This window comes from Saccharopolyspora sp. 6V (genome assembly GCF_020176785.1).
GTDB lineage: Bacteria > Actinomycetota > Actinomycetes > Mycobacteriales > Pseudonocardiaceae > Saccharopolyspora_C > Saccharopolyspora_C gregorii.
In genome coordinates this window covers 49,227-63,822 of record NZ_JAIUKB010000093.1, presented here as the reverse complement: position 1 = coordinate 63,822, position 14,596 = coordinate 49,227, and the positions used below count along the sequence as shown (strand labels likewise).

Annotated in this window: 13 protein-coding genes and 1 pseudogene; 8 read left to right on the top strand and 6 right to left on the bottom strand. The window is 73.6% G+C overall.

Annotated elements, in window-relative coordinates; all coding sequences use genetic code 11:
• Positions 1-250 precede the first annotated feature (250 nt).
• The 4 genes and pseudogenes from LCD35_RS18755 to LCD35_RS18740 all read left to right on the top strand — a co-directional run bounded on the left by LCD35_RS18755 (position 251) and on the right by LCD35_RS18740 (position 3,554).
• On the top strand, positions 251-451 hold the full coding sequence (locus LCD35_RS18755; RefSeq protein WP_224961215.1) for a ferredoxin: 201 nt from the start codon (positions 251-253) through the stop codon (positions 449-451).
• The gene (locus LCD35_RS18750; protein WP_224961213.1) at positions 448-1,617 is read left to right on the top strand and encodes an FAD-dependent oxidoreductase; all 1,170 of its coding nucleotides are present in this window, start codon (positions 448-450) and stop codon (positions 1,615-1,617) included. The genes LCD35_RS18755 and LCD35_RS18750 overlap by 4 nt, the downstream gene beginning before the upstream one ends.
• 47 nt (positions 1,618-1,664) lie before the next feature.
• Positions 1,665-2,876: pseudogene (locus LCD35_RS18745) on the top strand (cytochrome P450); the annotation flags it as partial.
• Positions 2,877-3,101: 225 nt separating this feature from the next.
• A complete protein-coding gene (locus LCD35_RS18740) occupies positions 3,102-3,554 on the top strand; it encodes a PaaI family thioesterase (RefSeq protein ID WP_224959855.1) in 453 nt (150 codons plus the stop codon).
• Here the strand turns inward: LCD35_RS18740 and LCD35_RS18735 are convergent.
• A complete protein-coding gene (locus LCD35_RS18735; RefSeq protein WP_224959857.1) occupies positions 3,535-3,867 on the bottom strand; it encodes a phosphotransferase in 333 nt (110 codons plus the stop codon). The two genes, LCD35_RS18740 and LCD35_RS18735, sit on opposite strands and share 20 nt — an antisense overlap.
• 78 nt (positions 3,868-3,945) lie before the next feature.
• Here LCD35_RS18735 and lexA point away from each other — a divergent pair, with 78 nt between their 5' ends.
• Positions 3,946-4,608 (top strand): transcriptional repressor LexA, encoded by a 663-nt coding sequence (lexA, locus tag LCD35_RS18730; RefSeq protein ID WP_224959859.1) that lies wholly within the window; start codon positions 3,946-3,948, stop codon positions 4,606-4,608.
• An 88-nt stretch (positions 4,609-4,696) separates the two neighbouring features.
• On the opposite strand, the gene LCD35_RS30520 is transcribed toward lexA, so the two are convergent.
• Entirely contained in the window at positions 4,697-5,398 is a 702-nt protein-coding gene (locus LCD35_RS30520) for a FadR/GntR family transcriptional regulator (protein WP_224959861.1), read from the bottom strand.
• Between the two features lie 148 nt (positions 5,399-5,546).
• Here LCD35_RS30520 and LCD35_RS18720 point away from each other — a divergent pair, with 148 nt between their 5' ends.
• The 3 genes from LCD35_RS18720 to LCD35_RS18710 are packed head-to-tail and all read left to right on the top strand — an operon-like array spanning position 5,547 to position 8,439.
• Entirely contained in the window at positions 5,547-6,314 is a 768-nt protein-coding gene (locus LCD35_RS18720; RefSeq protein WP_224959863.1) for a (Fe-S)-binding protein, read from the top strand.
• On the top strand, positions 6,311-7,819 hold the full coding sequence (locus LCD35_RS18715) for a lactate utilization protein B (RefSeq protein ID WP_374108106.1): 1,509 nt from the start codon (positions 6,311-6,313) through the stop codon (positions 7,817-7,819). The genes LCD35_RS18720 and LCD35_RS18715 overlap by 4 nt, the downstream gene beginning before the upstream one ends.
• Positions 7,816-8,439, top strand: coding sequence for a lactate utilization protein C (locus tag LCD35_RS18710; RefSeq protein ID WP_225044560.1), 624 nt, complete (start codon positions 7,816-7,818; stop codon positions 8,437-8,439). The genes LCD35_RS18715 and LCD35_RS18710 overlap by 4 nt, the downstream gene beginning before the upstream one ends.
• A 55-nt stretch (positions 8,440-8,494) precedes the next feature.
• Here LCD35_RS18710 and LCD35_RS18705 read toward each other — a convergent pair whose 3' ends face one another.
• From LCD35_RS18705 to LCD35_RS18690, 4 genes are all read right to left on the bottom strand, one after another.
• Positions 8,495-10,576 (bottom strand): iron ABC transporter permease, encoded by a 2,082-nt coding sequence (locus LCD35_RS18705; RefSeq protein ID WP_224959866.1) that lies wholly within the window; start codon positions 10,574-10,576, stop codon positions 8,495-8,497.
• A gap of 3 nt (positions 10,577-10,579) precedes the next feature.
• Complete coding sequence (locus LCD35_RS18700; protein ID WP_224959867.1) at positions 10,580-11,557, bottom strand: iron-siderophore ABC transporter substrate-binding protein; 978 nt, start codon at positions 11,555-11,557, stop codon at positions 10,580-10,582.
• 35 nt (positions 11,558-11,592) lie between these two features.
• Complete coding sequence (locus LCD35_RS18695; protein WP_308011202.1) at positions 11,593-12,432, bottom strand: ABC transporter ATP-binding protein; 840 nt, start codon at positions 12,430-12,432, stop codon at positions 11,593-11,595.
• An 89-nt stretch (positions 12,433-12,521) separates the two neighbouring features.
• Positions 12,522-14,558 carry an OPT family oligopeptide transporter gene (locus tag LCD35_RS18690; RefSeq protein WP_224959868.1) on the bottom strand — a complete coding sequence of 679 codons (2,037 nt, stop codon included), beginning with the start codon at positions 14,556-14,558 and terminating at the stop codon, positions 12,522-12,524.
• Positions 14,559-14,596: the final 38 nt, after the last annotated feature.

The following is a 14,596-nucleotide window of genomic DNA, read 5'->3' as shown; positions in this document are numbered from 1 at the left end:
TTATAACTCCCCCGAACCGCCCCGGCCCGCGCCGGAAAGGGCGGCCCCGGGGGGGGTTGCACCGCCGCCACTGGCCCCGCAAATGGGGGGGCCCGGGGGCCCCCCCCCGCCCCCGGGCGCCCCCCGACGGCACCACCACCCCGCGCGAGACGTGGGAACAGGCCGGAACCGGCCTGGTGGACGCGATCACCGGTCTCTGGCTCGCGCCCACCACTTCCGAGATCACTCCGAGGGAACGGGGAAGCACATCGTGAAGGTGACGATCGACGAGGAGAAGTGCTGCGGCGCGGGCACGTGCGTGATGGTGGCGCCCGAGGTCTTCGACCAGCGCGACGAGGACGGCGTGGTGGTCCTGCTGGACGCCGCTCCCCCGGCGGGGCTGCACGACGGCGTGCGGGAAGCGGCGAACATGTGCCCCGCGGCCGCGATCGCGCTCAGCGAGGAGTCGTGAGCGTGCTGGTGGTCGGCGCCTCCGCCGCCGGCCTGTCCACGGTGGAGGCCCTGCGGCGGGCCGGGCACGACGGGCCGGTGGCGGTGCTCGGCGACGAGCCGCACCCGCCCTACGACCGGCCGCCGCTGTCGAAGAAGGTGCTCGCCGGGGAGTGGGAGCCCGACCGCGTCCGGCTGCGCACCGACGAGGTGCTCGCCGGGCTGGACGCCGAGTTCGTCCTCGGTGACGCGGCGGTGTCCCTGGACGCGGCGAACCGCACCGCGCGCACCGCGTCGGGACGAGAACTCGGCGCCGAGAGGATCGTGCTGGCCACCGGGGTGCGGCCGCGCACCCTGCCCGGGCACGAGGGCCTGACCGGCGTGCACGTGCTGCGCACCGTCGAGGACTCGCTGGCGCTGCGGGCGGAACTGCACCCCGGCGCCCGGCTGGTCGTGGTCGGCGAGGGCGTGCTCGGCTCGGAGATCGCCGCCACCGCGCGGGCGGCGGGCCTGCACGTCACCCTCACCGGGCCGCTGCCGACCCCGATGGCCGGGCAGCTCGGGCCGCTGGTCGGCGGCAGGCTCGCCGCGCTGCACGCGGAGCGCGGCGTCGAGCTCCGCCTCGGCCACGGCGTCACCGGGTTCACCGGGCACGACCGGGTGACCGGGGTGCGGCTGGACTCGGGCGACGAGCTGCCCGCCGACGTGGTGGTCGTCGCCGTCGGCGCGGTGCCGAACACCGGATGGCTCGCGGGCAGCGGGCTGCGGCTCGACGACGGGGTGGTGTGCGACTCGCGGTGCCGCGCCGCCCCCGGGATCTACGCGGTCGGGGACGTGTGCCGGTGGTTCGACGAGCGGACGAACTCGTTGCTGCGCTTGGAGAACCGCACGCACGCGACCGAGCAGGCGGGGGTGGTGGCCGCGAACGTCCTCGGCGCCGACCGCGCGTACTCGCCGATCCCGTTCTTCTGGACCGACCAGTACGACGTGAAGATCCAGGTGCACGGAACGGTGCGGCCCGCCGCGGACGCCGAGGTGGTCGACGGCGACCTCGCCGACGGGCGGTTCGTGGTGCGCTACCGCGAGGACGGCCGCACGACCGGGGTGCTCGGCTGGAACATGCCCAAGCAGACCCGCCTGCGCCGCCAGGAGATCGTCGACGCCGCCGCGGCTGCTCCCGCCCGCTGAAGTCCACTTCGGACGTTCCCGTGAACCGCTCCCACCGGAAGGCCACCATGCCCGAACATCCCGCCGCGGCGGCGGAGTTCCCGTCCGCGCGCTCCCGCTCCTGCCCGTTCGCTCCCCCGCCCGCGCTGCGCGAGGCCGCCGCGCACCGGCCGCTGACGCGGATGCGGCTGTGGAACGGCAGCACCCCGTGGGTGATCACCGGGCACGCCGCGCAGCGCGCCCTGCTGTCCGATCCGCGGGTGAGCACCGACGAGAAGCGACCGGACTTCCCGCACATCAGCGCCGCCTCGCAGGCGCACTCCGCCGACCGAGCGCCGAGCATCTTCAACACCGATGCCGCCGAGCACAGCCGGTTCCGGCGGATGATGACGTTCCCGTTCACCGCCAAGCGGGTCTCCGCGCTGCGGCCGTTCATCCAGCGCACCACCGACGAGCTGATCGACGCGATGCTCGCCGGGCCGAAGCCCGCCGACCTGGTCTCCGCGCTGGCGCTGCCGCTGCCGTCGCTGATGATCAGCGAACTGCTCGGCGTGCCCTACGCCGACCACGAGTTCTTCCAGCGGCACAGCGTGCTCGCCATCGACCGGGACGCCACCCCGGAGCAGAGCGCGGCCGCCAGTGGCGCGCTGCAGGACTACCTGGCCGACCTGATCACCGCTCGCGTCGAGGAACCGGGCACGGGCTGGGTGTCCGACCTCGCGCAGCGCGTCACCGCCGGCGACGTCACGGTCGCCGAGGCCGCGCAGCTGGGCATGGTGCTGCTCATCGCCGGGCACGAGACCAGCGCGAACATGATCGGGATCGGCACCGCGAAGCTGCTCCAGGACCCGGCGCAGCTGGCCGTGCTCCGCGACGCCGAGGACCCGAAGGTCGTGGCGGGAGCGGTCGAGGAGCTGCTGCGCTACCTGTCGGTGGCCCACCACGGGCTGCGCCGCGTCGCGCTGGAGGACATCGAGGTCGAGGGCGAGACGATCCGCGCGGGCGAGGGCATCGTGCTGGCGCTGCCGCTGGGCAACTGGGACTCCGCGGCGTTCGCGGAACCGGAACGGCTGGACCTGCACCGCGACGCGCGGCAGCACAACGCGTTCGGGTTCGGCGTGCACCAGTGCGTCGGCCAGCAGCTGGCGCGGGTGGAGCTGCAGGTCGTGTTCGGCACGCTGTACCGGCGGGTGCCGACGCTGGCGCTCGCCGTGGACCCGGCGGAGATCGCGTTCAAGTTCGACAAGCTCGTCCACGGCGTGGAGTCGCTGCCGGTCACCCGGGGGCCCGCCCCGCGCCGCCCCCCCCCCCCCCCCGGGGGGGCCCCCCCCCCCCCCCCCCCCCCCCCCCCCCCCCCCCCCCCCCCCCCCCCCCCCCCCCGGCTCGGCGAGCGCACGGCCCGGTGCTCGTCGAGCGGATCGAGCGATCCGCGACACATCACCCCCGACCATAAATTACTGCTCGGTAGCATCGCGGCGGAACGCACGCCACCCGAGGAGAAGCCCATGTCCACCACCGAATCCACCGCCCCGTCCGGACTGGAACTGCTGCGCCAGGTGCAGTCCGGGGCCTTCGACGGCGCCCCGTCCATCGGCGGCCTGCTCGGGATGCGCTTCGACGTGGTCGAGCACGGGCGCATCGTGGTCTCGCTGGACACCCGGCCGGACTTCGCCAACCCCCTCGGCACCGTGCACGGCGGGATCGCCGCGACGCTGCTGGACTCGGCGATGGGCTGCGCCGTGCACACCACGCTGCCCGCGGGCGTCGGCTACACCACCTTGGAGCTCAAGGTGAACTACATCCGCGCCGCGCGCACCGACGGCCAGGTCCTCACCACCGAAGGCACCGTCGTGCACGCCGGGCGCCGCACCGCCACCGCCGAGGGCAAGGTCCACGACGAGGCGGGCAAGCTGATCGCCCACGCCACCACCACCTGCCTCATCCTCCCCACCCCCTGACCGGCGCGCGCCGCACCAGCTCGCCGGTCCACTCCGCGTGCCGCCGGCGACCGCACGCGGCTCCCTCCCAGTCGACGACGCCGCTCAACCGGGCGTCCGCCCAGAGCGCGTTGCCCGACTGGAAGTCCCCGTGCACCAGCACCGGATCCGCCGCCGCGAACAGGCCCCGCGCGTCGTCGACGAGCCGCGCAGCGGGCCCGTCGAGCTCTGCGCTGGCGAGCGTGCGACCCGCCGGCAAGCGGAACGACGCCCGCGATCCGTGCGGCGGCACCGGATTCCCGGGTAGCGGCGGCGAGAGCGGAGCGGGCGGCACGCCGAGGATTCTGCCTCCTCCGGGACCGTCGGCGTGCCGGTGATCGGGTTCGGGGTGGCGGGATCTACCATTCGGCGGATGACCGGCTACGACGATCTTGACCCGTTCGAGCACCTGGACGCCTCGTCGCTGCCGCTGCGCCAGCAGCGGATCCTCGCGACGATCCGCGACTGGGTGGTGCGGCACGGGTACTCGCCGAGCACCCGGCAGATCGGCGAGGCCGTCGGCCTGCGCTCCACCTCCTCGGTGTCCAAGCACCTGGCGAGCCTGGAGGACAAGGGCTTCCTGCGGCGCAGCGACACCGTGTCCCGGCCCATCGACGTGCGCGCGTTCCTGCGCGAGACCTCCGCGTCGCGGAACGACGCGGACTCGGTGACGGTGCCCGTGGTCGGCGACATCGCCGCCGGGACGCCGATCGCCGCCGACGAGCACCTCGACGACACCCTCGTGCTGCCCCGCGAGTTCGCCGGGCGCGGCACCGTGTTCGCGCTGCGGGTGCGCGGTGACTCGATGATCGACGCCGCGATCTGCGACGGGGACACCGTGATCGTCAAGCAGCAGCCCGAAGCGCACTCGGGGCAGATCGTCGCCGCGCTGCTCGACGACGAGGCGACGGTGAAGGTGTACCGGAAGCGCAACGGGCACGTGCTGCTGGAGCCGCGGAACCCGGCCTACGAGGTCATCGACGGCGACCACGCCACCGTCCTCGGCGTCGTCGTCTCCGTGCTGCGCAGCGTCTGACCCGCCGCGTCGAACGGCCCGACGGGCTCGGCGGGGCGGGCCCGCCACCCGACGTCCCCGCCACCTCGACGTCCCCGCTACCCCGACCTCAGAGCGCCAGGCCGCCGTCGGCGTAGTAGCCCTTGATGTGCGCGGTGACCCGTCGGCCCGCCAGCGCGCCGTCGCCGTCCCGGATCGCGGCCAGCACCTCGCGGTGCTCCGCGCGCAACCGGGTCGAGGTGGCCGCCCACGAATCCAGCAGCGGGACCGTCTCGCGGGTGTAGTGCTCGATCGAGTCACGCAGCCCGGACATCATCACCGCGACCACCTCGTTGCCCGCGGCCTGCGCCAGGGTCAGGTGGAACTGGGCATCGAGCGCCAGGAACTCGGCCGGGGCGAGATCCGGCTCGTCCATCGCGTCGAGCAGTTCCTCCGCCGCGGCGAGCTCCGCGGCCGCACCGGCCAGCTCGGTGACCGACGCCGTCTCCAGCACGAGCCTGGTGCGCACCACGTCGCGCACCTGGAAGCCCTGCCCCGCCACCTGCAACCGCAGCAGCGCGCTCATGCCGCCGGTGGGGCGGGCCAGGATCACCGCGCCCGCCTCCGGCCCGGAACCGGTCTGGGCGCGCAGCAGGCCCAGCGCCTCCAGCACCCGCATCGCCTCGCGCACCGAGGAGCGCCCGACCCCCAGCTCCTCGGCCAGCGCCCGTTCCCCCGGCAGGCGCTGCCCGGGCGCGATCCGGCCCTGCAGCAGGTCGTCCTCGATCTGCGCGAGCACCCGTTCCCACGCCCGCGGCCCAGCGTTCACCACCCTCGGAGCCTATCGAGGTCGTGGCGCCGCGCGTTGCGGGCGCCGCCCACTGCCGCAACGCTGACCGGAGGCGGTCGGACACCGCCCGTTCCCGAACTCGCCCACCCCGGCTACGGTGTGGTCAGACCACACGAAGGGAGTCCGACGCATGCGGGTAGCCCTGTTCGCCACCTGCCTCGGCGACACGCTGTTCCCGGACGCGATCCAGGCCACCGCCCTGCTGCTGAGCAGGCTCGGCCAGGACGTGGTGTTCCCGGAGGCGCAGACCTGCTGCGGGCAGATGCACGTCAACACCGGGTACCAGCGCGAGGCGCTGCCGCTGGTCGAGAACCACGCGGCCTGCTTCGCCGACGAGTCCATCGACGCCGTGGTGGTGCCCTCCGGATCCTGCGCCGGCTCCATCCGCCACCAGCACGAGATCGTCGCCGAGCGCTTCGGCCGTCCCGGGCTCCGCGACCAGGTCGTGCGCTCCCGGGCGAAGACCTACGAGCTCGCCGAGTTCCTCGTCGACGTCCTCGGCGTGGTCGACGTCGGCGCGACCTTCCCGCACCGGGTGACCTACCACCCCACCTGCCACTCGCTGCGGATGCTGCGGGTCGGGGACAAGCCGCTGCGGCTGCTGCGCGCCGTGCGCGAGATCGACCTGGTGGAACTGCCCGAAGCCGACCAGTGCTGCGGGTTCGGCGGCACCTTCGCGCTGAAGAACGCCGACACCTCCACGGCGATGCTCTCGGACAAGCTGCGCAACGTCGGCGCCACCGACGCCGAGTACTGCACCGCCGGGGACTCGTCCTGCCTGATGCACATCGGCGGTGGCCTGTCCCGGTTGCAGACCGGAGTCGGCACCAAGCACCTCGCCGAGATCCTCGCCACCACCGAACGCAAGATCGCGCCGAAGCAGGGAGCACTCGCATGAGCGGCACGTTCCTCGGCATGCCCACCGCTCCGCCGCGCGGAACCGGCAACATCCGCGGCAGCGAACCGTTCCCGGCGGCGGCCCGCACCGAGCTCGGCAACGCGCAGCTGCGCCGCAACGTCGGCAAGGCCACCCGCACCATCCGGGACAAGCGGATCGCCGTCACCGGCGAACTGCCCGACTGGGAGGAGCTGCGCTCCGCCGGCGCCGCGATCAAGCGCGACGTGCTGTCCCGGCTGCCGGAACTCCTGGAGCGGTTCGAACAGGCCGTGACCGCGCGCGGCGGGACCGTGCACTGGGCACGCGACGCCGCCGAGGCCAACGCGATCGTCACCCGCCTCGTCCGCGGCACCGGCTCCGAGGAAGTGCTCAAGGTCAAGTCGATGGCCACCCAGGAGATCGGCCTCAACGAGCACCTCACCGACGAGGGCATCGCCGCCATCGAGACCGACCTCGCCGAACTGATCGTGCAGCTCGGCGCGGACCGGCCCTCGCACATCCTCGTTCCCGCGATCCACCGCAACCGCGCGGAGATCCGGGAGATCTTCCTGCGCGCCATGCCCGGCGTCGACCCCGACCTCGACGACGACCCGGCGCACCTCGCCGACGCGTCCCGGCGGTTCCTGCGCGACCGGTTCATGCGCGCACGGGTCGCGATCTCCGGGGCGAACTTCGGCGTCGCCGACACCGGAACGCTCTCGGTCGTGGAATCCGAGGGCAACGGGCGGATGTGCCTGACCATGCCGGAGACGCTGATCACCGTGATGGGGCTGGAGAAGCTGATCCCCAGCTACGCGGACCTCGAAGTCTTCCTGCAACTGCTGCCGCGCTCCTCCACCGGCGAGCGGATGAACCCGTACACCTCGATGTGGACCGGCGTCACCCCCGGCGACGGACCGGGCGAGTTCCACCTGGTGCTGCTGGACAACGGGCGCACCGCCACCCTCGCCGACGAGGTCGGGCGCGAGGCGCTGCACTGCATCCGTTGCTCGGCCTGCCTGAACGTGTGCCCGGTGTACGAGCGGACCGGCGGGCACGCCTACGGCTCGACCTACCCGGGGCCGATCGGGGCGGTGCTCACCCCGCAGCTGGCCGGGATGGACACCGGGTCCGGCGACCCGAACGGCTCGCTGCCCTACGCCTCCAGCCTGTGCGGGGCCTGCTTCGACGCCTGCCCGGTGAAGATCGACATCCCGTCGCTGCTGGTGGAACTGCGCCACCAGCACGTGGAGCAGGCCGGGTTCGACGCCGAGCAGGCGCTGATGAAGGCGGCCTCCGCGGCGATGGCCTCGGCCGGGCGGTGGACGGCGGCGCAGCGCGCGGCGCAGCTCGGCAGGCTGCTAGGGCGCGGCGGGCGGATCCGGGCGCTGCCGCCGCCGGGCAGCGCGTGGACCTCGGCGCGCGACCTGCCGGTGCCGCCGAAGCGGACGTTCCGGCAGTGGTGGGACTCCACCGAAGGCCGGGCCGCGATCGAACGGGCCCGGCGCGAAGGAGGTGCGCGGTGAACGCCCGGGAGACCGTGCTGGGCCGGGTGCGCGACGCGCTCGCCCTCGCCCCGCCCGACGCCGTGCAGGTGCCGCGCGACTACCGGCGACGCCGGTCGCTGCCCCCGGAACGGCGGCGGGAACTGCTCGTGGACCGCCTGGAGGACTACCGCGCCTCCGTGCACCAGTGCGACACCGCCGAGGCGCCGGGCGCGATCGCGACGGCGCTGCGCGGCGCCCGCCGGATCGGCATCCCCGCCGGGCTGGACCGCCGGTGGCTCGCCGAGTTCGACGGGGAGGTCACCGTCGACTCCGCGGAGGTGCCGCCCGCGCGGCTGGACGAGCTGGACGGGGTGGTGACCGGGTCGGCGGTGAGCTGCGCGGAGACCGGCACGATCTTCCTGGACTCGTCGGCCGACCAGGGCCGCCGGGCGCTGACCCTGGTCCCCGACCTGCACGTGTGCGTGGTGGCGCTGTCCTCGGTGGTCGCCGGGGTGCCGGAGGCGGTGACGCGGCTCGACCCGGTGCGGCCGACGACGCTGATCAGCGGGCCGTCGGCGACCTCGGACATCAAGCTGGACCGGGTCGAGGGAGTCCACGGGCCGCGGACCCTGCACGTGGTCCTGCTGCTCGACGCCTGACTCCGCGCGCACCGGCCAGGTGAACGGCCCGCCCCGGCCGTTCACCTGCCGGGGCTCAGCGAGTGCGGTCGCGGTGCAGCAACCACACGAAGTACGGCGCGCCGACCAGCGCCGTCATCATCCCGGCGGGCAGCTGCGCCGGGGCGATCGCCGCGCGGCCCACCACGTCGGCCACGCACACCAGCACCCCGCCCAGCAGCGCCGCCACCGGCAACATCCGGGAGTGCCGCCTGCCCACGATCGCCCGCGCCGCGTGCGGCGCGATCAACCCGACGAACGCGATCACCCCGACCCCGGCCACCGCGGTACCGGTCAGCAGCACCGCGCAGCACAGCAGCAGCAACCGCGCCCCGGGCACGTGCACACCCAGCACCCGCGGCGTCTCCTCGTCCACCGACAGCAGGTCCAGCTCGCCGCGGGCGCGGACCAGCACCGGCACCAGCACCAGCAGCGCCAGCACCATCGGCACCAGGTGCTCGTAGGAACGCCCGTAGGTGGAGCCGCCCAGCCAGGTCAGCGCCTTCGTCTCGTTCCACGGGTCGGACAGCGTGATCAGCAGCGTCACCAGCGCCTGCGTGGCCGCCTGGACGCCGAAGCCGATCAGCACCAGTCGTTCCCCGGCGAAACCGCCCTTCGCCGCCATCGCGAACACCACGAGCGTCGCCACGGCCGCACCGAGCCCGGCACCGCCCGCCTGCACCCAGAACCCGGCCCCCGACCACAGGGTGATCACCGTGATCGCGCCGAGCCCGGCACCGCCCGCGACGCCGATGATCCCCGGCTCGGCCAGCGGGTTCCGCGCCACCGCCTGGATCGCGGCTCCGGCCAGCGCCAGCGCCGCCCCCGCCAGCACCGCCGCCACGACCCGCGGCACCCGGTTCGACATCACGTTGCTGACGATCGGCCCGGCCTGCCCGCTCGCCCAGTTCGCCAGGTCGCCGAGCAGCAGCAGGACGTCGCCCAGCAGCACCGCGCCGATCGCCACCGCGACCAGCAGCAGCACCAGCGCTCCGACGACCAGCCGAACCCGCCGGGCCGACACGCCGCCGCGGACACCCGCCGCCGGCGGCTCCGCGGCGGACGCGGTGACCCGGATGTTGCGGCACAGCACCACCAGGAACACCGCGCCGACCAGCGTGGTCGCCACCCCGGTGGGAATCTCCAACGCGGTCTGCGCGCCGATCAGCGCCCGCAGCAGCACGTCCGCGCCCAGCAGCAGCACCACGCCCATCGCGCCGGAGATCGGCAGCAACGCCGCGTGCCGGTGCAGGCCCGGAACCCGGTTGGACAGCAGCCGCACCACCGCGGGCGCGGCGAGCCCGACGAACCCCACCGGGCCCGCCAAGGTCACCGAAGCCGCCGCCAGCAGCACCGCCAGCGCGATCGAGGCGAACCGGATCCGTCCCACGTGGACACCGAGGGTCCGCGCGTGGTCGTCGCCGAGGTACACCAGGTCCAGCCGCCGGGACAGCAGCAGCAGGAGCACGAGCGCGATGCCCATCACCGGCGCCACCGCCCGGATACCGCCCAGCCCCGTCTGCCCGAGCGAGCCGGAACCCCAGGCGAACAGCCCCTGCGTCTCCTGGTCGAACAGCAGCAGCAACATCCGGGTCAGCGAGTGCATCGCGAACGCGATCGCGGTCCCGGCGAGCACCAGCCGCACGATCCCGGTGCCGCCCATGCCGGACAGCGAGATCACCAGCAGGGCCGCGGCGAGCCCGCCGACGAACGCGATCGCCGTGGTGCCCAGCACCGGGAACGAGACGCCGAACGCGGCGACCGCGACGATCGCCAGGTGCGCGCCCGCGTCCACGGCGAGCGTGTCCGGGGAGGCCATCACGTTGCGCGCCACCGATTGCAGCACCGCCCCCGCGATGCCGAGGGCCGCGCCGACCAGCAGCGCTGTGAGCAGCCGCGGCAACCGCGACTCCACCACCACGGCCGCGGTGGTGTCGGTGCCGCCGCCGAGCACCAGGTGCAGCAGCGCGCCGAAGTCCACGCTGGACGTGCCCTGGGTGAGGTGCACCGCGGCGCCCAGCACGACCAGCGCGGCCAGCCCCACCACCAGCAGCACCAGCGGCCCGCCCCGCCGGATGACCGCGACCGGCGGGGCGGGTGGACGGACGAGCGTCGTCACGGACTACGCCTTCAGCGCCGCGATCGCGGCGTCGACGTACTGCTCCATGGACTTCGGCCCGCCGAACATCCACAGCGAATCGGGCAGCCGCTGCACCTTGCCGCTGCGCACGAACGGCAGGTTCTTCCAGATCGCGTTGTCCCGCAGCTCCTCGCCGTAAGCGTCGGTCTCCGAACCGTTGGCCTCGTACCAGAACCGCACGTCGGGCAGCTGGGTGAGCCCTTCCACGTCGGCGGAGGCGAGCCCGTAGTCCGGGTCGCCCGCCATCGGCCACGGATTGCGCAGACCGATGCGGTCGAACACCTCGGAGACCAGCGAGCCCTTCGCGAACGGGCGGATGCTCACCTCACCGGAGGTCACGTAGGCGTCGGAGAACGCGACCGGGTCGTCCAGCGCACCGGCCCGCTCGACCGCGGTGCGGCCTTCGGCGATCTTCGCGTCGAACTCGGTGCGCAACCGGGCGGCGGCGTCCTCGGTGCCGGTCGCCTTCGCGATCAGGTCCAGGTTCTCGAACATGGTGCCGATCGGGTCCGGTGCACCGCCGCCCTTGATCACGACCACCGGCGCGATCTGCTCGACCTGCGCCAGCGCCCCTTCGCTGAGGCTGTCGGTGACGACCACCAGGTCCAGGTCCAGTGCGCCGAGCGCGTCGAGGCTCGGCTCCCCGCGGGTGCCGAGGTCCTTGGCGGTGCCGTCCAGCGGCGCCGCACCCACCCACTTGCCGTAACCGTCCACATCGGACACTCCGACGGGCATGACGCCGAGGGACACCAGGCTCTCGGTGCCGTTCCACTCGGTGGCCGCGACCCGCTTCGCGGGCCCGTCGAGGGTGACCTCCTCGCCGCGGGAGTCGACGACCGTCACCGGATCACCGCCGCTCGCCGACTTCTCCCGGCCACCTGCCTGCTCGGTGGTGCCGCAACCCGCCGCGAAGAACGCGGCGGCCGCGCACAGCCCGATGATCGCTCTGGTCCTGCGCATGATTCTCCTACCTGGAGGGTGACCGGCGGCGCCGGTCAGGCCGAGGGGGCGCGAACGCCGGAAGTGTTGAAGCGGCCGACGGCGCGCGTGCGGATGCACCCGTCCGCGGGATCGACCTCGACGTCCACCTGGATGCCGTAGGCGCGGGTGAGGTTCGCCGAGGTCAGCACCTCGTCCGGCGCGCCCTCCGCGGCGACCCGCCCGTCCTCCAGCAGCAGCACCCGGTCGGCGACCGCCGCCGCCTGGTCGAGGTCGTGCAGCACGACACCCACGCCGACGCCGTGCTCGTCGGCGAGTTCGCGGATCACGTCGAGGATCTCCACCTGGTAGCGCAGGTCGAGGAAGGTCGTCGGCTCGTCCAGCAGCACCAGTTCGGTGTCCTGGGCCAAGCAGCTCGCCAGCCACACCCGCTGCGCCTGCCCGCCGGAGAGCGCCTGCACCGGCCGGTCGGCGATGCCCGCGAGACCGGTCAGTGCCATCGCGCGCTCCACCGCGGCCGGCCCCTCCGGGTCGCGGCCGCCCCAGCGCGAGCGGTGCGGATGCCTGCCGAACTCCACCAGCTCCCGCACGCTCAACCCGCCCGGCGCGGTGCGCTGCTGCGAGAGCAGGGTGATCCGGCGGGCCAGGTCCTTGCCGGACAGCGCGCGCAGCTCGGCGCCGTCGGCGAACGACACGGCACCGGCGACCGGCGGGTGCAGCCGCGCGAGGGCGCGCAGCAGCGTCGACTTCCCGCTGCCGTTCGGCCCGATCAGCACGGTCACCTCCCCCGCGACCAGGGAGATCGACGCGCCGTGCACGACGACGTCGCGGCCGTAGGCGACGTCCACTTCGCGGGCGCGCACGCCGGCCGGTTGCTGCGATGAGTTCGGGGACACAGCCGAACATTAAAGACAGGCTTGCCTAACCCACAAGGCCCCGTGGTCACCAGCACAGTCACCCGAACGGCCGCGCCCGGCCGGCGGGATCACTCCGCCTTGCGCGCCGTCCGGTACAGCCACAGCACGAAGAACACGAACGCCGCCACCCCGAGCACGTCGGTGAGCACCGAGAACGACGCCTCCGACATCCCCAGCGCCGCCGGGCTGATCGCGAACACGTCGGCGCTCTGCGCGATGGCGAACGGGATGGCCAGCACGATCCCCACCAGCGCCTCACCGGTGATCAGCCCCGAGGCGAACAGCAGCCCCGGCCCGCCGCCGGACTCCGAACCGCGTTTGCGGCGGGACACCAGGTAGGCGATCACCCCACCCACGAAGATCGGCACCGACAGCTCCAGCGGCAGGTACAGGCCGACCGCGACCGCCAGCACCGGCGTCCGGAACGCCGCGCCACGCCGCTCCAGCAGCCGGTCCGCGACGATCAGCGCGACCGCCAGCACACCACCGCCGCAGATCATCCCCCACGGCAGGCCGCCGCCGAAGACGCCCTGCGCGATGGAGCTCATCAACGCCGCTTGCGGGGCCTGCAACGACTCCGAGGGATCCATGCCCGGCCGCGGGAACGAGTTCCCCATCCCGTAGGCCGCGTACAGCACCGACAGGATCGGCGCGATGCACAGCGCCGAGACGACCACGCCCACCACCAGCATCACCTGCTGCTTGAACGGCGTCGCCCCGAGCAGGTGCCCCGTCTTGAGGTCGTGCAGGTTGTCCCCGGCGATCGCCGCCGCGCAGCTGACCACCCCGGAGATCAGCACCGCGGTCGACGCGGCGATCGTCGCCTTCGCCTCGTCCCCCGCGAAGTCGATCTGCACGCCGAGGATCACCAGCAGCAGCAACGAACTCGCCAGCAACGTCAGCACCGTCACCCCGGACACCGGGTTGTTCGACGAGCCCACCAGCCCGGTCATGTACCCGGACACCGAGGAGAACAAGAACCCGGCCACCAGCGCGAACAGCACCCCGAACGCGATCGTCGCGGCGAACAGGCCGCCGCCGACCTCCAGCCGCGAGCGGTCCACCACGAACAGGAACACCAGCAGCACCGGCACCGCCATCGCCAGCGTCCCGTACAGCAGCCAGTTCGCCGGGATGTCCCGCTCGGTGCGCGGCACGTCCGCCGCTCCCCCACCGCGCTGGGCGCGCACCGCGGCCACCGAGGACCGGATGCTGGCGATCATCGGCCGCACCACCGACAGCAGCGCCCACACCCCGCCGACGGCCATCGCGCCGACGCCGAGGTAGCGGATCTTCTCGTCCCACACCGCTTCCGCCGCGTCGTAGCCGGTCGCGTCCCCGACGATCGAGTGCAGCTGCGCCGGGTCCGCGAACACCATGTACAGCGGGATCCCCGCGAACCAGGCGAGTCCGCCGCCGAGGAACACCAGGAACGCGATGTTCAGCCCGACGATGTAGCCGACGCCCAGCAGCGCCACGCCCAGCTCGCTGCCGAGCCCGACCACGACCCCACCGGCCTTCACCGACCCGGTCACCGTGGACGACACCAGGCCCAGCCCGCTCTGCAGGAACTTCAGCAGCGCCCCGGCGAGCCCCGCGACGGTGATGTGCACCGCGCTGCGCCCGCCGCGCTCACCGGCCTTGAGCACTTCGGCCGTGGCGACGCCCTCCGGGAACCGCAGCGGTTTCTCCACGATGAGCGCGCGCCGCAGCGGCACGGTGAACAGCACGCCCAGCACCCCGCCGCACAGCGCGATCGTCGCGACCGGCAGGAATGGGAACCCGTCCCAATAGCCCAGCAGCACCAGCGCGGGCAGCGTGAAGATCACGCCCGCGGCGAGCGACTCACCGGCCGAGGCCGCGGTCTGGACGATGTTGTTCTCCACCACCGTCGATCCGCGCAGCAGCCGCAGCACCGCCATCGAGATCACGGCCGCCGGGATCGAGGCCGACACGGTCAGCCCGACCTTCAGCCCCAGGTAGGCGTTGGCCCCGGCGAGGATCGCCGCGAGGACGATGCCGAGGACGACGGCCTTGGCGGTGATCTCGCGCGGAGTCGAGCTCGCCGGTACGTGGGGTTCGTGCTCCGCGCTCGTCGGCTTCATGCTGCGGCCAATCCGTTCTCGAGGGTGCGACGAGGTCT